The organism is Sulfurospirillum halorespirans DSM 13726 (assembly GCF_001723605.1).
Classification (GTDB): domain Bacteria; phylum Campylobacterota; class Campylobacteria; order Campylobacterales; family Sulfurospirillaceae; genus Sulfurospirillum; species Sulfurospirillum halorespirans.
Window position 1 is genome coordinate 2,851,993 of sequence record NZ_CP017111.1, and the last position, 18,564, is coordinate 2,870,556.

At 43.6% G+C, this 18,564-nt stretch carries 20 protein-coding genes and 1 tRNA gene; 15 read left to right on the plus strand and 6 right to left on the minus strand.

What is annotated here, in order from left to right:
- The first annotated feature begins 61 nt into the window (after nt 1-61).
- From sodC to mnmA, 13 genes are all read left to right on the plus strand, one after another.
- Nucleotides 62-592: a superoxide dismutase family protein gene (gene sodC, locus SHALO_RS14300; RefSeq protein WP_069479122.1), complete on the plus strand. Its 531-nt coding sequence runs from the start codon at nt 62-64 to the stop codon at nt 590-592.
- A gap of 230 nt (nt 593-822) precedes the next feature.
- The gene (locus SHALO_RS14305) at nt 823-1,050 is read left to right on the plus strand and encodes a DUF2061 domain-containing protein (RefSeq protein WP_069479123.1); all 228 of its coding nucleotides are present in this window, start codon (nt 823-825) and stop codon (nt 1,048-1,050) included.
- A complete protein-coding gene (locus SHALO_RS14310; protein WP_069479124.1) occupies nt 1,047-1,742 on the plus strand; it encodes a phosphoadenylyl-sulfate reductase in 696 nt (231 codons plus the stop codon). The genes SHALO_RS14305 and SHALO_RS14310 overlap by 4 nt, the downstream gene beginning before the upstream one ends.
- A 3-nt stretch (nt 1,743-1,745) precedes the next feature.
- Nucleotides 1,746-2,624 (plus strand): sulfate adenylyltransferase subunit CysD, encoded by an 879-nt coding sequence (gene cysD, locus SHALO_RS14315; protein WP_069479125.1) that lies wholly within the window; start codon nt 1,746-1,748, stop codon nt 2,622-2,624.
- A complete protein-coding gene (locus tag SHALO_RS14320) occupies nt 2,624-3,997 on the plus strand; it encodes a sulfate adenylyltransferase subunit 1 (RefSeq protein ID WP_069479126.1) in 1,374 nt (457 codons plus the stop codon). The genes cysD and SHALO_RS14320 overlap by 1 nt, the downstream gene beginning before the upstream one ends.
- Before the next feature lie 10 nt (nt 3,998-4,007).
- Nucleotides 4,008-4,214, plus strand: a complete 207-nt coding sequence (gene thiS, locus SHALO_RS14325) for a sulfur carrier protein ThiS (RefSeq protein ID WP_069479127.1) — start codon at nt 4,008-4,010, stop codon at nt 4,212-4,214.
- A complete protein-coding gene (locus SHALO_RS14330) occupies nt 4,211-5,017 on the plus strand; it encodes a HesA/MoeB/ThiF family protein (RefSeq protein ID WP_069479128.1) in 807 nt (268 codons plus the stop codon). Before thiS ends, SHALO_RS14330 begins: the two co-directional genes overlap by 4 nt.
- Entirely contained in the window at nt 5,014-5,409 is a 396-nt protein-coding gene (locus SHALO_RS14335) for a M67 family metallopeptidase (protein WP_069479129.1), read from the plus strand. The genes SHALO_RS14330 and SHALO_RS14335 overlap by 4 nt, the downstream gene beginning before the upstream one ends.
- Nucleotides 5,410-5,605: 196 nt before the next feature.
- On the plus strand, nt 5,606-7,888 hold the full coding sequence (locus tag SHALO_RS14340; RefSeq protein ID WP_069479130.1) for a sulfurtransferase TusA family protein: 2,283 nt from the start codon (nt 5,606-5,608) through the stop codon (nt 7,886-7,888).
- Nucleotides 7,885-9,153, plus strand: a complete 1,269-nt coding sequence (gene cobA, locus SHALO_RS14345; protein WP_069479131.1) for a uroporphyrinogen-III C-methyltransferase — start codon at nt 7,885-7,887, stop codon at nt 9,151-9,153. Before SHALO_RS14340 ends, cobA begins: the two co-directional genes overlap by 4 nt.
- A 155-nt stretch (nt 9,154-9,308) precedes the next feature.
- Nucleotides 9,309-10,529 carry an aminotransferase class V-fold PLP-dependent enzyme gene (locus tag SHALO_RS14350; protein WP_069479132.1) on the plus strand — a complete coding sequence of 407 codons (1,221 nt, stop codon included), beginning with the start codon at nt 9,309-9,311 and terminating at the stop codon, nt 10,527-10,529.
- A gap of 105 nt (nt 10,530-10,634) precedes the next feature.
- Nucleotides 10,635-10,710: transfer RNA gene (locus tag SHALO_RS14355), tRNA-Thr, on the plus strand.
- A 184-nt stretch (nt 10,711-10,894) separates the two neighbouring features.
- Entirely contained in the window at nt 10,895-11,914 is a 1,020-nt protein-coding gene (gene mnmA, locus SHALO_RS14360; RefSeq protein WP_069479133.1) for a tRNA 2-thiouridine(34) synthase MnmA, read from the plus strand.
- 50 nt (nt 11,915-11,964) lie between these two features.
- On the opposite strand, the gene SHALO_RS14365 is transcribed toward mnmA, so the two are convergent.
- Complete coding sequence (locus SHALO_RS14365; RefSeq protein WP_069479134.1) at nt 11,965-12,672, minus strand: hypothetical protein; 708 nt, start codon at nt 12,670-12,672, stop codon at nt 11,965-11,967.
- Nucleotides 12,673-12,683: 11 nt separating this feature from the next.
- Complete coding sequence (locus SHALO_RS14370; protein ID WP_069479135.1) at nt 12,684-13,748, minus strand: ethylbenzene dehydrogenase-related protein; 1,065 nt, start codon at nt 13,746-13,748, stop codon at nt 12,684-12,686.
- A 107-nt stretch (nt 13,749-13,855) separates the two neighbouring features.
- Here SHALO_RS14370 and SHALO_RS14375 point away from each other — a divergent pair, with 107 nt between their 5' ends.
- Both SHALO_RS14375 and SHALO_RS14380 read left to right on the plus strand, forming a co-directional pair.
- Entirely contained in the window at nt 13,856-14,527 is a 672-nt protein-coding gene (locus SHALO_RS14375) for a response regulator transcription factor (RefSeq protein WP_069479136.1), read from the plus strand.
- A 1-nt stretch (nt 14,528) separates the two neighbouring features.
- Entirely contained in the window at nt 14,529-15,950 is a 1,422-nt protein-coding gene (locus tag SHALO_RS14380) for a sensor histidine kinase (protein WP_069479137.1), read from the plus strand.
- Here the strand turns inward: SHALO_RS14380 and SHALO_RS14385 are convergent.
- From SHALO_RS14385 to SHALO_RS14400, 4 genes are read right to left on the minus strand one after another with little or no spacing between them, the layout of a single operon-like run.
- Nucleotides 15,939-16,382 carry a C-GCAxxG-C-C family protein gene (locus tag SHALO_RS14385; protein ID WP_069479138.1) on the minus strand — a complete coding sequence of 148 codons (444 nt, stop codon included), beginning with the start codon at nt 16,380-16,382 and terminating at the stop codon, nt 15,939-15,941. The two genes, SHALO_RS14380 and SHALO_RS14385, sit on opposite strands and share 12 nt — an antisense overlap.
- A gap of 9 nt (nt 16,383-16,391) precedes the next feature.
- Nucleotides 16,392-17,825: a sensor domain-containing diguanylate cyclase gene (locus SHALO_RS14390; protein WP_069479139.1), complete on the minus strand. Its 1,434-nt coding sequence runs from the start codon at nt 17,823-17,825 to the stop codon at nt 16,392-16,394.
- 43 nt (nt 17,826-17,868) lie between these two features.
- The gene (locus tag SHALO_RS14395; protein WP_069479140.1) at nt 17,869-18,102 is read right to left on the minus strand and encodes a thioredoxin family protein; all 234 of its coding nucleotides are present in this window, start codon (nt 18,100-18,102) and stop codon (nt 17,869-17,871) included.
- Nucleotides 18,099-18,560 carry a rhodanese-like domain-containing protein gene (locus SHALO_RS14400; RefSeq protein WP_069479141.1) on the minus strand — a complete coding sequence of 154 codons (462 nt, stop codon included), beginning with the start codon at nt 18,558-18,560 and terminating at the stop codon, nt 18,099-18,101. Before SHALO_RS14400 ends, SHALO_RS14395 begins: the two co-directional genes overlap by 4 nt.
- Nucleotides 18,561-18,564: the final 4 nt, after the last annotated feature.

The window sequence follows — 18,564 nt, forward strand, 5'->3', positions numbered from 1 at the left end:
AAATAAACCTTAAATACCTTGGAGTAGAATGAATTTACTTTCAAACTATTAGGAGGAATTCATGGTTAAAAAACTTTCTTTCGCACTGATGGTAGCGACACTTCCCCTTTCCCTCTTTGCGGCTGAAACCAAAGTAGCACTCAACCTTGCAACAGCAACTGGCGTTGGTGAAAAAATCGGCGAAGTTACTATTTCTGAGACAAAATACGGTCTGGTATTTACCCCTTCTATTAAAGGCGTTCCAGCAGGCATTCATGGTTTCCATGTCCATGCAAATCCTAGTTGTGAACCCTTAAAAGCAGCCGATGGCAAAGTAACGCCCGCAGGAGCGGCAGGTGGGCACTTTGACCCAAAAGCGACCAATGCACACAAAGGTCCTTACAGTGATGATGGTCACTTAGGCGATCTTCCTGCACTTTATGCCGATGCCAACGGTGACATCACAACACCTGTTCTTGCTCCAAGACTTACGTCACTGGATCAAATCAAAGAACATGCTTTGATGCTTCATGCAGGTGGAGACAATCACTCTGACCATCCAGCAATGCTTGGCGGGGGTGGTGCTCGTGTCGCATGTGGTGTTATCAAATAATTACACTCTCAAAGAGAGGAGAAAGCTCCTCTCTTTTCTCTCTTTTATTCCTCTTTTTGCCTCACAATAACAGTGTAAAATACTCAAACTTTTTTCGTCTTTAGTAGCTCTCTTAAAAAAAGCTTTTCTACCAAAATAAGTTTTAAATTTTATACATTACTATATTGATAAACATACTTGACAATACCCTAGTAAAATGCTATTATTCTCCAAATTAAAAAGGAGGCAACATGGTAGAGCACAAAAAACGTAGTATCGTTAAAGCGATCTCTTGGAGAACACTCGGAACGGTTGACACCATGTTGATCAGTTTTATCGTCACGGGAAGCCCACTTGCCGCCGTTTCTATCGGAGCGTTTGAGCTTCTCACCAAAACATTGCTATACTATTTTCATGAAAGAGCGTGGAATAAAATCGATTTTGGTCGCCAAAAAACACAACCAGAGTATCAAATATGAGCCAAACATACGAAATTAAGGTCGCAGAAGCGATTAACACACTTCAAGAACTCATTGGAGCCAAAGCTCTTAAAGTCACGTTGGCATTTAGCCATCAAAGTGAAGATGCCATCAACATCTCACTTGCGCAAAAAGCGGGCATTGAGTTTGATCTGTTTACCCTTGAAACCCATAAGCTTTTTGATGAGTCATTAGCCTATGAAAAAGAGATCGAAACCTTTTTTGGCGTTGCGATCAAACGCTTTAGCGCAAGTGATGAACAGATCAAAGCATTGGAAGCAAAGGTCGGAGAGTTTGGCATTTTTGATAACATTGATCTGCGCAAAGAGTGTTGTCATGTACGTAAACTCATCCCTTTAGCACAGGCACTTAAGGGGTATGATGGCTGGATCAGCGGTATTCGCATCGCACAGTCGATTACAAGAAGCGATACAAAACTGGTAGAGTTTGACGGCAAATTTGAACTCTTAAAGTTCAACCCACTCACCCATTTTAGCGATGAGGACGTGGAGCGTTATATGCACGAAAATGCCATTCCTCAAAATGCCTTATACGCCAAAGGCTTTAAAAGCATCGGCTGTAAGCCCTGTACACGCGCCATTAAAGAAGGCGAAGATATCAGAGCAGGCAGATGGTGGTGGGAAAACCCAGAACATAAAGAGTGCGGATTGCATCTGCATAAGGAGAAGTAAGTAATGGATCATTTAGACAGACTCGAAGCCCAGAGTATCTACATTTTGCGAGAAGCGTACAGAAGCTTCCCAAACCTTGCCATGCTTTGGAGCATCGGCAAAGATAGCACGGTACTTTTGTGGCTCACACGAAAAGCATTTTTTGGGCATGTGCCGTATCCGCTCGTGCACATCGACACGGCGTTTAAAATTCCTGAGATGATCAAATACCGCGATGAAATCGCGATTCAATGGGACTTAAACTTAGTCGTTGGACAAAACAAAGAAGCGCTTGCAAAAGGTGAGACCTTTGTGAATGGACTTGATCGCCTCAGCTGCTGTAAAAAACTTAAAAGCGACGCGCTCAAAAATACGCTTGATGGAACATGGGCACGCCGTAAATGGAATCCTTACAAAAAAGTATGGGAAGATGAGTTGAACGGCTCACCTTACACGGGTGTTATTGTCGGCGTTCGTGCAGATGAAGAAGGCAGTCGCTCCAAAGAGCGTGTTTTCTCAGCGCGTGATGAAAAAAGTGAGTGGGATGCCAGTACCCAACCACCAGAGCTTTGGAATCAGTACAAAACCGATTTTGCACCAGGTACGCATGTGCGCATTCACCCACTTTTAGAGTGGACGGAGCTGAACATTTGGGAGTATATCGAGAGGGAAAATATTCCTATTATCAACCTCTATTTTGATCAAGGTAATGGCAAACGATACCGTTCTTTAGGATGTTTTCCATGTACGGCACCTGTCGATTCACAGGCTCGTAATCCAAAAGAGATCATCGAAGAGCTCACCTCTGGTAAGTTTAAAGACATCGCGGAACGTTCAGGCCGAGCGCAAGATAAAGACGGTGGTGGCACACTTGAAGCACTAAGAAAAGAAGGATATATGTAATGCAAAGACTCAATATTGTCATCACAGGACACGTCGACCACGGTAAGAGTACGCTCATTGGAAGGCTTCTTGCCGACACCGACTCATTGCCACAAGGAAAACTGGAGAGCGTGAAAAAGATGTGCGAAAACAACGCACGTCCGTTTGAGTACGCTTTCTTGCTTGACGCACTTGCCGATGAGCAGAAACAAGGCATTACCATCGACAGTGCACGCGTCTTTTTTCAAAGTAAAAAACGAGAGTACATCATCATCGATGCACCTGGTCACATCGAATTTTTGAAAAACATGATCAGTGGAGCGTCACGTGCTGAGGCGGCTTTGCTTCTCATTGACGCCAAAGAGGGTGTGGCTGAAAACTCCAAACGTCACGGTATGTTGCTCTCACTTTTAGGCATCAAACAAGTGGCGATTGTGGTCAATAAAATGGACTTGGTTAATTTTAGTGAAATCGCCTTTACGAAATTGAAAGTGGAATACAGCGAGTACCTCGCAACACTGGGCATTAAAAGCGACATTTTCATTCCTATCAGTGCGCGTGAAGGTGTGAACCTCATCGAGCATTCTGCCTCAACGCCATGGTATAAAGGACCAACGGTTTTAGAAATTTTAGATAGTTTCAAAAGCGTGGAAGAAAAAGAGAATGATGACTTTAGAATGCCATTACAAGATGTGTACAAGTTTACACGTGACAACGATGACCGTCGAATTTATGCGGGAACCGTGACTAGTGGTGAGCTCAATGTCGGTGATGAAGTGGTTTTTTACCCTTCACTCAAACGCTCCAAAGTCGCAAGCATCGAGAGTTTTAACACCGAAGTGAAAACGAGTGTCAAAGAAAGCGAAGCCATTGGGTTTACGCTTGAAACACAAATTTACGTGCGAAACGGTGACGTAGTAGCACGTGCAGACCAGAGTGCGCCTAGAGTTAGTAACCGATTTGAAGCGAATCTTTTTTGGTTGGGTGTAAAGCCACTAGAGCTTGATAAACCGTATAAAATAAAGATCGGTTCGGCGCAAAGTACCATCTATCTTGAAGAGATCAAACGTGTCATCGATGGCGATACGCTAGATCGTGCCGATGAGCCAAGTGTGGGACGCCATGAAGCAGCATGTGTTATCTTTAGGGTACACGATCTTTTGGCGATGGAGCTTTTTGCGGAAAACCAAAAGCTAGGTCGTTTTGTCATCGTCGATGAGTTTGACATAGCAGGCGGTGGTATCATCACTGAAGTGTTAGAGCAGTACACAACGAGGCGCACAAAGTCTTTACATGTAAACTCTGTTTTGGTTGACAAAGCAGGCGAAAGTGCAGAGTTTGAAGAGGAGCTTTTTGCCCTACTTCGTAAACATTTCCCACATCAATTTAATTAAGGAATAGAGAATGAAATTAACCATTAACGGAGAAGCAAAAGAGATTAAGGACGGCGTAACGCTTCCAGAATTACTCATTATTGAAAATGTTGAACAACCCGACATGGTCTCGGTGCAACTCAATGACGAATTTGTAAGACAAGACGAACACAAAAGTATCACACTTAAAGAGGGCGATGAGATCAACTTTTTATACTTCATGGGAGGTGGCGCGTGAAAGAGTTTAGCGATGAGGAATTAGAGCGTTATTCGCGCCACATCATCCTTCAAGATGTCGGCATAGAAGGTCAAGAGAAGATTGCTAATTCTAAGATTTTAGTGATCGGAGCAGGCGGACTTGGCTCTCCTGTAGCACTTTACTTAGCCGCAGCAGGTGTTGGAGAAATCGGCATCGTGGATGGTGATGTGGTTGATCTTTCAAACCTTCAACGTCAAGTCATTCACGCCACAGCCGACATCGGTGTACCAAAAGTTCTCTCGGCTAAAGCGAAAATGGAAGCGATCAACCCAAATGTTAAAGTGACCGTGTATCAAAAGTTTTTGGATGCTTCCAACATTTTGGACATTATCAAAGGGTATGACTTTGTCATTGATGGAACCGACAATTTTTCGGCGAAATTTTTGATTAACGATGCGTGTATCTTGGCAAATGTACCTTATTCACACGGTGGCATTTTACGTTTTGGTGGACAAACGATGACCATTAAACCTCACGAGAGTGCATGTTACGCGTGTGTGTTTGATAGCCCTCCACCTGCGAATGCGATTCCTACATGTTCAAGTGCAGGTATTTTAGGAGCGGTTGCGGGTATGCTTGGAACCATTCAAGCCGCAGAAGCACTCAAATACATCGTCGGTGTCGGTGAACCACTCTACAACAGACTCTTAACCTTTGATGCCAAAACGATGAACTTTAGAAATGTGAATTTCAAAAAAAACCCAAAATGCCGCGTCTGTGGTGGAGAGGGAATTAAAGAGATACGCGACTACGAAGCCGTTGTATGTGAGGCAAAATTATGATAAAAATCCCACAAAGCGTGTACGATGAAATCGTCGCACACGCACTTAGAGATAACCCGATTGAAGCGTGTGGTTATCTTGCAGGCATCAATGGCGAAGTGAAATACGCCATCCCTATGAAAAATACGGATGCAAGCAATGAACACTTCAGCTTTGATCCGCAAGAACAGTTTGATGCGTTTAAAAAGACGCAAAAAGAGGGGCTTAGACTTATTTCCGTCTATCACTCTCACCCAGAAACACCCGCTCGTCCGAGCGAAGAGGACATTCGTTTAGCATTTGATCCTAATGTCAGTTATATTATCGTCTCACTTGCAGGCGAGGTTCCTGATATGAAGTCATTTATTATTAAAAATAAAACGGTTGAAAAAGAAGAAATTAACATTATTTAAAGTCCGTAAAGCGCGTTGTAAAATGTAAAACAGCTTACGAAACAACCTTCTATCGACACGGCTGAGGCACGATGGGAGCCCCGAAACGCTCCGCTTATTCGTCCCATCGGCTCAAAGTGTCTCTTTCAGGTCATTTCTTCGCGTTTTACTCTGAACTGCTTTACAGTTTTACATGTAACGATAAGGAGTTACGATTATGAGTAGATATGAAATTCCCCAAATGGTCTATGAAGACCTTGAAGTTTTTAAAAAAAACCATGCCGAGTTTTTGGCTGGAACGCTTGATGAGCTTACCTTTAAAACAATGCGAGTCCCTTTTGGTGTGTATGAACAACGCGCGGCCAACACTTTTATGGTGCGTATCAAACTGGCTGGCGGCATCTTAACCCCCAAACAACTTTTAACGCTCTCCGACTTAGCTGAAAAGTACGCGCACGAGGCAATTCATATCACCACACGTGGTGGCGCACAGCTTCACTATGTCAAGATTGAAGACATCATCGACATTATCACAACATTGCACAGCATCGACCTCAGTGGTCGTGGTGGCGGAGGCAATACCGTCCGTAACGTTATGGCTGACCCACTCGCAGGAACGGCTAAAGATGAGATTTTTGATGTCTCTCCGTATGCCCTTGCGATGACCTCTAAGATGCTAGAGCAAAAAGACTCGTTTGCACTTCCACGAAAGTTCAAAATCACCTTTAGTGGCTCAGAAGCAGACCGTGGTTACGCCACGATTCACGATGTTGGCTTTATCGCTAAGATTCAAGATGGCGTGAAAGGCTTTAAACTCTTTACCGCTGGTGGTATGGGTGCAAAATCACGCTTGGGAACACTGTTGCGTGACTTTGTGCCAGATACTGAAGTCTTTTTGTACTCTCAAGCGATCAAACAAGTGTTTGACAAATACGGTAACCGCAAAAACAAACATGCTGCACGCCTTCGCTTTTTATTTGAAGATCTTGGTCTCGAAGAGTTTAACAAACTCCTTGACGTGGAGCTTAAAGCGGTAAAAGCCAAAGGTGACTGGGAGATGCCAATCACTGAAATTGAGCGTGACTTCGGCGACACAACACATGAGCCTTTCGCTGTTCCTGAAAATATTAAAAAATGGTGGAACCGTTACGTGTACGCCCAAAAACAAGAAGGGCTTTACGGATGTAAAGTGCCTGTGCATTTAGGCGACATTCATTTCGAAAATGCACGCAACCTTGCCAATGCACTGCTTCCATTTGGTGAAGACGTGCTTCGTTTTACAGGCGATCAAAACCTTTACATCAGAAACCTAACAGCGCCTCAAATGGCAAGTTTGCACGACATCTTGCAAAATTTCTCGAAAGATGTGGCAAAACCAACGCTCTTTGGTGATATGGTCGCGTGTACCGGTGCAGCAACGTGTCAGCTGGGCATTGCTCGCCCTCGTGGTGCAGTCGATGCGATTCAAAAGCGTCTCAATAAACTCATTGATGAACGTGACTATGATGCTCTTCAAGGATTTAAAATCCATTTATCGGGTTGTCCGAACAGTTGTGGAAAACACCTCATCGGCGATCTTGGATTTTTCGGAAAAGTTCAACGCAATGAGGGCTACTCCTACCCTGCCTACAACGTCGTAGCAGGTTCACGCACCCATGGTGATGGCAGTGTGTACGCGCAAAAAGCGGGTGATGTTGCAGCCTTTCATGTTCCAGCTTTTGTGGAAGAAGTTTTGGATACGTGGCTTTTACATGTAAAGGCTTATAAGAGTTTTGCAGACTGGATTGATGATGGTGGTCTTGCTATCATCACAGAGATCAGCAAAAAATACGTCGATATTCCTTCGTTCAAAGAGGATAAAAACCCTTACTTTGACTATGACGCGGTGGAACTCTTCTCGCTAAAAGGTCGAGGAACAGGTGAGTGTAGTGCAGGTATGTATGACCTTATCGAAGCCGATAAAAAGGCACTTAAAGAAGCGTTAGAGAAAGAGGAAAAAGACTATGAGTTGATTCGTCTTTTAGCCGCTCGTATGCTTTTGGTGACACGTGGCGAAGATGCGCGTGATAAAGCAGGTGTTCTCAAAGCCTTTAAAACACTTTTTGTCGATACAACACTGCTCAATGCCTACTTTGGCACGATGCTAGAGGGTGATGCGGATGAAAAATCCATCGAGCTGGCAGAAGAAGTTATCAAGCTTTACGAGACAATGGACAATACCCTGAAATTTGCGAAAGAAAAAGAGCTCGCAGCAGCGGCTACGCAGACCGAAGTAAAATCAGCCCATTTTAAAGACCTCAGCGGTGTGGCGTGCCCGATGAACTTTGTCAAAACAAAGATGGAACTCTCTAAAATCGGAAGTGGCGAAGTCTTGGAAATTTTACTCGATGATGGCGCACCGATTGACAACGTGCCAAAATCGGTGGCAAGCGAAGGACACACCGTCGAAGCGACTACCAAAGAGGGTAATGGCTGGCGTGTAAGGATCGTGAAAAAATGAGTACCTTAGGCATCGCACTCACGCCAAAACGCACACTTTTGATTGGGGCGGGCAAAGTCGCCGCACAAAAAGCGCGCGTACTGGACAGTCTTGATTTTGCGTACGAAATCGTCGCAGCATCAAAGCTCGATGCCTATTTTGAATCCAAAATCTTTACATGTAAAGCGTTTGAGGATGCTGATGCAGAGGGCTTTGAAGTGATTATTGACGCGACCGGCAATGAGCAGGTGACCAAGCGTTTGGTTGCCCTAAAACCGCTTCATCATTTTTGGCTCAATGTTGTCGACGTCCCTGAACTCTGCGATTTTTACTTTAGTGCGCTGACACGCCGTGGAGACATTCAAGTTGCCGTGAGTAGTGGAGGCAGTTCGCCAACCTTGGCGCAAGTCATTCGTAATAAGATCGAAAAAATTTTACCGCGTGATCTGACCTCACTCATCGACAGACTGAAAAACGAGCGTAAAAAACCCGATCGTGATTTGGATAAACTCAAAGAGATTGCCAAAGCAGGTGTGGGAAAAGTGTTTCTTATCGGCTGTGGAACAGGCTATGTCGGAAACCTCACACTCGATGCACTAAATGCGTTTGAACTGCTCGATGTAGCATTAGTGGATGCGTTGGTCTCGCAGGAGATTCGCGCCCTGATTCCGCTTACATGTAAAGTCGTCGATGTGAGCAAAAAGAAGGGGTTCCACTCCAAAAGTCAAGATGAAATTAACGCACTTTTGGTCGAATACGCGAAGCAAGGGTTGGTTGTTGGACGCCTAAAAGGAGGCGATCCGCTTCTGTTTGGGCGTTTGGGTGAAGAGAAGCAGGTTTTGGCTCAGCACGGCATCTCCTTTGAGGTCATTAATGGCATTACGTCAGCCCTAAGATCATGTACCGTTTCAGGCATTGTGCCAACGATTCGTGACATTTCCAAAGGGGTGACCATAGTCTCGGCACACCTTCGAGAAACGCTTTTCAACGATGATTGGGTGGGCATTTTAAAACAACCGTTACACACGGTAATCGTTTTGATGGCGCACAGTTTTGCGAAAAAAATCGAAGATGCCATTGCAAAACAAGAGATCGACCCCAACCTTCCTGCCGCGTTTGTCTCGAAGATTGACCTGCCCGATCAGATTACCATAGTGGGAACTGTGGGAAAATTGGATAAAATGGCAACACTATGTGCCACACCCGCGGTTCTCATCATTGGTGAGTGTGTCGCAAAAGAGAACATTTTACCAGCCGAAAATAGCGGCAAAATCATTTACATGTAAAGGCTAATCAGCTGTCTAAAAAAAGCACCAACGGTGCGCGGGCTCGCTGCCGAAGCGAACTCAGCGTTAGCGTAGCGTGAGAAGCTTTGCTTTGAGCGCGTGTCAAAACATAGGATTTTTTCGATAGCTGATTTACATTCAAAGAAGGATATTTTATGGGATTTACCACCAAAGCATTGCATGCCAAACCTGCACACAAAGACCAACACGGCGCAATGCGCTTCCCTATCTACCAATGTTCAGCGTTTGAGTTTGAAAAATCAGAAGACCTTGAAGCTGTTTTCAAAGGTCAAAAGATGGGGCATGTCTACACACGCTCTTCCAACCCGTCCATCGAAGAGTTTGAACTCAAAGTCAAAGCGATCAGCGGTGCTTTTGGCGTGATTGCGACCGCAACAGGAATGGCGGCGATTGCGAACGCGCTTTTTGCACTGGTTAAAAGTGGCGATAACATCATCACCACCCAGTACCTTTTTGGCAATACGCTTTCCTTGTTTCAAACACTCTTCAGTGATTTTGGCGTGGAAGTACGTTACGTGGATTTGAGCGATGTTGAGGCGATTCGTGCGAATATTGATGCTAAAACGCGTCTGCTTTTCTGTGAGAGTGTGAGCAATCCTCAACTGATTGTGCCTGATTTTAGCGCGATTAAAGCGGTGTTAAAAGAGAACAATGTACCTCTCATCGTCGATACAACGGCAACGCCTTGGAATATCTTTGATGCGAAAAAACACGGTGTCGACATTGAGATTATCTCCGCGACCAAATACATTTCGGGTGGCGGTCATGTTTTGGGCGGTTTGATCGTCGATAACGGTACCTTTAACTGGAAAAACCACGTAACGCTAGAGCCTTTTTTCAAAAAATTTGGTCCTTTTGCCTTTATGGCGCGCCTTCGTAAAGAGACCTTCCGAAATTTAGGCTCTTCGTTGACGGCGCAAAGTGCCTACTTGCTCTCCTTAGGTCTTGAAACGCTGGACTTAAGAGTGCAGAGAAGCTGTAAAAATGCCCTAGCTGTCGCAAAACATCTGCAAAGTAAAGCTGAGATTATCAGCGTTGAGTATCCGCTTTTGGAAAACTCGAACTATTTTGCCAACGCATCCAAACAGTTTAGTGGCGGTGGCGGCATTGTCAGCTTTAGCTTTAGCGATAAAGAGACAACCTATGCGTTTTTAAACCGTTTGAACATCATCAAACGAGGCACCAACGTCCAAGACAATAAATCATTGGCGATTGCAACGTACCATACGATTTACGCCGAATATTCCGATGAGCAAAAAGCCGCTTACGGGCTAACCGAGGGCATGATTCGTCTCTCTGTGGGTATTGAAGATTTGGAAGATTTACTCGCCGACATCGACCAAGCATTAGCCTAATAAAACGTTTTGAATGGATTTAACCCTTTACCTTTACATGTAAAATTCACTCAAACACGATCATTTTAAAGTAACGAAAGTAAACATGGGGTAAAATTTCATCGCGCTGGTGTAGCTCAGTTGGTAGAGCAGTTGATCCGTAATCAACAGGTCGGGGGTTCGAGCCCCTTCACCAGCTCCAGCCTCTCACAGAATTTCCCCATGTTTTGAATGCTAAACGTTTAACTCCCTTGCCTTGTTCGCTTTACATGTAAAGTAACGTTAAAAGTTTAGCCCTAAGCTCTAGGTGCCCATTTTGGGCTAACACGAAACGTAAAGACTTTTACTCTTTAGACGTCGAACCCTAAATAAAAGAGAATACATCTATGAAAATTGCACTCCTTATGAGTGGCGGAATAGATTCTAGCTACTCCGCTTATTTGCTCAAAAACCAAGGCCATGAGGTCATTGGCATCTATCTCAAACTTCACGAAGATGAGAAAAAACATGCCATTAACATCGCCAACATCGAAAAAGTCAGCCATCATTTGGGTATAGAGACCCATGTGTTAGATGCCAAAGCCCTTTTTAAAGAGCATGTCTATGACTACTTTGTACGCTCGTATGAGCAAGGACTCACTCCCAATCCGTGTGCTTTTTGTAACCCCCGAATGAAATTTGGGTTTGCCTTTGAAAAAGCGATGGAGATGGGCTGCGAAAGAATTGCCACAGGGCATTATGCACGCATTGAAGAGGGGCATATTAAAGAGGCATTTGATATGTCAAAAGACCAAAGTTATTTCCTTTTTGGTCTTAAAAAAGAGGTGATCGAGAAGATCATTTTCCCACTGGGGGGTATGCTGAAAAATGACATCAAACCTATTGCACTGAAAGAATTACCATGGCTTGGTACACTTGAAACTTACAAAGAGTCTCAAGAGATCTGCTTCGTCACGGATACCTATATTGATATTTTAAAACAGCATCTCAATGTCGATCAAAAAGGCGTTATCAAAGATGTTGAAGGAAAGGTCATTGGTGAACATAAAGGCTACATGCACTACACCATCGGCAAACGAAAAGGTTTGACCATCAACGGAGCGCATGACCCTCACTTTGTTGTGAATATTGACGCAAAGACCAATACGGTGATCGCTGGAACCAAAGAAGATCTGTTACAAACCAAAGTCATCGCCGAGAACTTCTCCTTGGGCGAAGATTTTAAAGAAGGCGAATACGGCGTGAAAGTACGTTACCGAAGTGCTAAGACCAAGGCGCATGTGAGTGTTGTTGATGGCAAGATTATTGCCGAGCTTCACGAGGGCGTTTACGGGCTCGCAAGCGGTCAAGCACTGGTTGTCTATCAAGATGACCTTGTGGTTGGCGGAGGCTGGATCGAAGCGTAAGTGGTATGAAGAGCCTCAAAATGGGGCTCTTCATCTTTACATGTAAAACGTTAATCTTCTTTTTTCCAAATATTGGCTAATACCAATACGCACATAAGCAGTATCGAACCTACCATTAAACCGCCCATCGCAAAAATAAGATAGACGAGTTCTGGGATAAATTTTGAAAACCACCATGAAAAAATATCTAAAAATGCTGCACCAAAAGAGCCGATAATCAGAACATTTTTGATACTCTCTTTATAGGTCGTATAGGCAAAAAGCAAGGAGATAATCACCAAGAACGTTGAAATCCCAAACATATGAATATGCGCCTGTTTTGACATCTTTGACCACGAATAGCCGGCATCCGTATGCGATACGATTTGCTCATAGGTATCAAATGGCATCGAAGGAATGGCTTTACTCATTTTAGAGGTTTTACTATGACAATTTGCACAATCTTGCTTGATAATCTGTGCCGCTTCTTCATAGAGTTTACCCTCTTTTTTAACACCCTCTTTGATCCAGTTATTCACCGTGTCAATGTCTTCATCTGCCGTGACATGCTCATACATGTTTCCTCGCATCGCTGCGACTAGGGTTGGCGTCGTATATTTATTTTTAATCTGAGCAATCGTTGGAATATTCAGCCCTTTTTTTTGCCCAGAAAGCTCAAGTCCTAGTAAAATGACCGATGAAATGGTAGCCGTTATAACAAAGAGCAAAAACAGCGATACCGCTGCCTTTGCTTGGAAATTAAACTGTTGAATGCTCACTGTCCCGCCTTTTATTTAAAAAGAAGCTCAATGCTTCCGTCGTGATACATATGGTTAATCGCCGAGTTATCAAAGACAGAGACGCCAAAGAAGTATGGTTTTTTCAAATCACTAAATTGAACATCTTGCTCTGCTGATTTTGGATGGGTTGTTACTAAAGCTCTTTTCATAACAAGTGTCCATTTACCATTTGCCCAAGACGCATTGGTTTCGATGTCACCACGTGAACCACTTAGTTTACCCACGACAATACCGGGAACCATGTCACCCGCTTTAAAGGTATCGACAAAAGGAACTTTGTCTTCTTCGAGTATCCATGTTTTGGTTTTATCTGGGTTTTTGCTCATAAATTCTGGTGCTGTTTTATCTGCATTGACGTTCGCTTTATCGCCGCCACCCAGTTTTTCATCGCCGGAGCGTCCCCAGTCTTTACTCACCTTTGGATCGGTATTGCTGTTGACATATTGATCATCGGTCATACCTGTTGAAAGTCCTGTTCGAACACTTTTCCAATGCCACATATCGATAGTCTCGCCTTCCGCACGGGTATATTTTCGACCCGGTGACGTGTCACTGATGCCATTGTTCAAGCCATCTTTTGCCATGTGACACGCGATAGCACACCCTTTTTTCTCAAAACCTTTAGTGTTGATGTTCCAAAAGAATGCCGCTTTATCTTCATAATAGGTATTTTCATGATTGGTTTCATCAACATCTTTCATTTTTTTCCACGTACCATCGGCTTGTTTGATCCATGGTTCACGGTTCGTGCTCATGGTTGGATCATCGTATTGAAGTTTGATATAGATATTTTTATCATCATGCACCGACTTTAAAACGGCCGTTGTTTTGGTGATGCCCTTGTAGTTATTTGGCTTGTAAGGTGTTTCGCTCAAAGGAACGCTTACCTCTTTCGCTTTTGCCCAGATAGCATCATTAGCATCCAATGTTGCAGGTGAGCCTTTAGCACTCTCTAACGTATACTCCGCCGCAAATACACTCGAAGATAATAACATCATGCTTGCCATAACAACCGATAGCCCCGCAGTTGAAATTTTGTGTGAAAATCCCTTCATAAAAACTCCTTTTTGATAATTGTGAACTGAAGTATCACATTGTTTTATTTCGTCAACATTAACGCTTTATTAATTTTTTTTAATATTTCTTTAGCTACGATGAAAAGATGAAACTCTTAATCATCGAAGATGACCCAAAAATTATCGCTTTTGTTCAAAAAGGGCTCCAAGAAGAGGGCTTTATCATCGATACTGCCAGTGACGGTGAAGAAGGATTGTACCTTGCAGAACAGCATGCGTATGACCTTCTCATTATTGATTGGATGTTGCCCAAACTGGATGGTTTAAAGATGTGTGAAAAGCTTCGTGAGAAAAAAAACCATACTCCCATTTTGATGCTCACCGCTAAAACCAGTGTGGAAGAGCGCATTACAGGGCTTGGTTGTGGAGCCGATGACTACTTGGTCAAACCTTTTGTCTTTGCTGAGTTAGTGGCACGCATACGCTCCTTACTTCGTCGCTCATCCTATAATTTCAACGAATGCTTGAGCCTTGATACCCTTGAAGTCAATGTCTTAAAAAGAGTCGTCACCCGTTCCAAAAAGCCGATTTCGCTGACATCTAAAGAGTTTGATATTTTGGTGTACCTGCTGCTCAATCAAAATAATATCATCACCCACACCCAACTCCAAGAGAAAATTTGGGGCATCAATGAAGCAACATCGAGCAATATCATTAACGTTTTTATTCACCATCTGCGCCATAAAATAGACAGCGAAGGCGAGAAACCTCTTATAAAAACCATTCGTGGTTCTGGCTATAAAATAGAGTCGTGCTAGGATGGAGATTATCCTCTTTGTGTACGGTCTCTCTTTTTTTATCTTAGGCGTTTTGGTTTTATTTGTCAGAACAACCGATAGCGCAATCTTTTTTGCACGAAAGATTTGGCTTTTAGGCATCTTTGCCATTTTGCATGCTTTTGTTGAGTGGATTTTTCTTTACATGTATCTTTATCCCCAGTACGAACCTCTTTTAAGCCCTCTAAAGTTTACTCTTCTGCTCTTCTCGTACCTCTTTTTATTTGAATTCTCCCGTTTTATCGTACGCGAAAGCTTTAAAAAGCAGAGCTCTAAGCTTCATTTTTTACACACACTTTATGCTGCGCCCGTTATTTACATCATCAGTCTCTCCAGCCTTTTATCCCTAATTCTTCTTCACCCATCCCTAGATGATGCCATTGCCGCCATTCGCTATACCTATGGCTTTTTTGGCTCTCTGTTTTTAGGCGTTGGACTGTACTATTATGGAGAATCCCTGAAGAAAAGTGAATACGTAGAACGCCTCAAAATTTACTTTAAAATCCCAGGCGTTGCCTTTATTTGCTACGCGCTTTTAGCAGGAATTGCTGTCTCGCCGACCCACTATTTTCCAGGGAACATCATCAACACCGTGTGGTTTTTAGACACCTTTGGCATTCCTGTGCAGTTTTTTCGAGCCCTGTGTGCTTTGGTCATTACGATCTGCTCCATTAAAGCGTTGCAAATTTTTAGCGATGAAACGCATCTTAAAATGCTCCAATCGCTTCGGCAGATCAAACGCTTCTCGTCCGATGTCTCCCATGAACTCAAAACGCCCTTAACGGCGATGAAAGGAGAACTCGAAGTCGCCCTTAAAGAGCCTCGCACAAACGAGGAGTACCAAAGTATTTTGTACTCCAATCTGGAAGAGGTCGATACCTTGCAAAGCATCGTCAAAAACCTTCTTATGCTCACGTATCTTGAAAAAGAGTCGCTTAAGAGTAAATTTACACAGCAAAATGTGGATGATGTGCTTCTTAAAGCCATCGAAGATCTCATCGTCATTGGATCTCAGAAAAATATCATCTTTGAGATAAGAGAGCTGGAGAACCTCATCGTTATCGGGGATGAAATTTTATTGAAAACGGTTTTTTCCAACCTCATTGAAAATGCGATCAAGTACAGCCCGTACCATACCACGATCTTTATTTCACTCACTGCTTTAAATCACATGGCGCATTTTCGTATTGAAGATGAAGGCAATGGCATTGATGAAGAGAAGCTTCACCTCATCTTTGAGCGCTTTTACCGTGCGGATGATTCGCGCTCAAAGCAGATCAAAGGGTTTGGACTGGGATTGTCCATCGTTCAGCAGATCGTTGATGTGCATGATGGCACCATCACGGTCAAAAACCGACACCCTCAAGGGCTTGAAATAAACGTAATGCTCCCGTTAGCTTTCTAAAAGCAGTTCAACCTCTTTAACCGCGTAAACCACGTAAAGATCACACTTACAGGCTTTGCAATTTCCCTCTTGAAATTTCTCACCTGCATCAGGAGAACCGAGCGAAAAGCCCAAAAGCGAAGCGCATTCACAGCTTCCAAATGCTTTTTCAAAATGCGCTTTAAATAACTGCACATTGTGGTAAAGCGGATCTTTGGGAGCGCTTACTTCTGTGCGTCCTTGCAAGAGTGAAAGTGCCATAACGCCGCCACTAAACGCACCGCACAGCCCTCCTTCACTTCGTGCCATTCCACTGCCAAATCCTGAGGCAATCGCAGGAATAAGTGGAGAATCAATGCCATGCTTCTCAGCGATCGTTTTTAACACCGCTTCACTGCACACATACCCGTTTGAAAAATGCTCCAATGCTCTGTGCTCGATTGTTTCATTCATTTTAACTCCTTACGCAACGATCACTTGATCTTTGCCAGCTTTTTTGGCTTCGTAGAGTGCCTGATCGACTTTATGCACCAATCCATCTTGGCTCTCCAAACTGGTGAGTTCGCCAAGCCCGATGCTGACAGTCAGTTTTTGTTGCAATATCTCTTGCAACAGGGCATCTTCTCTGATCGCATGGCAAATTTTTTGCGCGATCTCTAGTGCATTTTGGGATGGAACATCCACCAGTAAAAGGGCAAACTCTTCGCCACCCCAGCGTGCGATGATGTCTGAGACTCTAAGCTCCGTGCGCAAAATCTCAGCCACTCGCATCAGGGTATCATCGCCTACAAGATGCCCGAATGTGTCATTGACCTCTTTAAAATCATCAATATCAATGAGTAAAAGGGTGAGCCGATTGACCCCTTTTTTGTAGAGTTTATAGCGTTTTTCAAACTGCTCGTTAAATTTTCTGCGATTGGCAAGCCCTGTGAGCGCGTCCTCATTGGCAAGTTGAACCAACTGATTTTGGTAAATATTGATCGTGTAGATGATGATGAGTGTGACCAAAAGGGTGACCAAAAGCGAGATGGAAAGGTTGACGTAAAAGGTCTTTTTGAGATCACCAATGTACTCTTTTTTATTGATCTCGACAAAAAGATGCAGTTTGAGTTTTTCGATGTATTTGGTATTGAGCAGATACTCGCCCTCTTTCCCTTTGTACTCGAATTGACTCTTTTCACCTTTAAAAACGCTCTCTTTGATCTCTTTAAGACCTTCGATAGTGTCGATGTTCCCTCGTTTGTTCAGCCCCTTCGCAAAAAGCGTTATTTCACCCTTTTCAGAGACAAAGTAGACATCGTATTTGTACTTGGTTTTAAAGGAGTTGAGCATCGTTTCGATGTTCATGATCTTCACGCCCACGCCTGTTGCACCGATTATCTCATTTTTATAATTCATCACTTTGTAGTTGATAAACATGATCAGAGAATCACTGAGGTTAGCATTGTAGTCCAGATTGATTTCGTACGGCTCAGGCTGCGCCATAAAACGAAAATACCACGCATCGGCACTGTTCTCTTTGTTGACCACATCGATGAGACCGCGTGCATGGTAGTAGTTTTTGGTTTTATCCGAGACCAAAAAGGTGGTAAAAATATCGTATTTTTGCTGAATTTCGGTGAGATAGCGCACGATCCCGTTCATATCGGTTTCACCCTCAAGCAACCAATCGCGCAAAAAAGTGTCATGCGACATCAACGACGAAACTAAAAGCGGCTCGATCATGCGTTGCTGAATCTCGGTGTAGATATTATCCACCGAAAGCGGCAACGACGTGTTTTGCAACTGCGCTTGCGTGTCACGCACATTTTTCAGGTAATTGATGATGGAGCCTGTGATCGAGACGCCTAAAAGCAATCCCGCGATGATGAGTACAACTTTGGTTTTTAATCGCATGTAGCCTCCTAAGATGTGCGATTATAACACAAAATCAGCAACATTATGAGCCTAAAAACGCTACGATTTCATCGACACTGAGAAGTTTTCCACTGCTTACAACCGTGCCATCTATCACCAAAGCAGGCGTTGATGTGACGCCGTACGCCATGATTTTCATGAGATCTTCGACTTTCTCAACCTGCGCAAATATCCCTTTTTTCGCCACCGCTTCTTTTACATGTAAGGTTAACGCTTGGCATTTTGAACAGCCAGTTCCTAGAATCTCTATTTTCATTTTTTCTCCTTGTTTGCTCTGTATTCGTCTAAAAATTCTTTGGCATTGTCACCGCGCAAAAAGTCTGCCGTTTTTAGCAGCCCATCATTGAGGTATTTTGCGTTGTAGCCGTTTTGCACCAGAAAGAGGCGCGCGATGTTTGACCTGTCATTATGTGGGCAGGCTGTGATGATGAGCTTATCTTTGGGCAATTCATTTAGGCGTTTTTGTAGCTCGTTTAGCGGAATATTTATGGCAAAATTCATGTGCCAGACCTCAAACTCTTCACGAAACCTCACATCAACTAAAATCGCCTTGCCCTCTTCGATCAGTACAAGCATATCGGGCGTTTTGATCTTCATCGTTTCGCGTTCTTTATAATCGAATTTTGAGAGATACTCCTCAAAACTCATGTTTTTCAGCTCTGCCGCATTGACTAAGCCTACCAATGCCAACACGGTAAAAATCATTTTTTTCATTTTA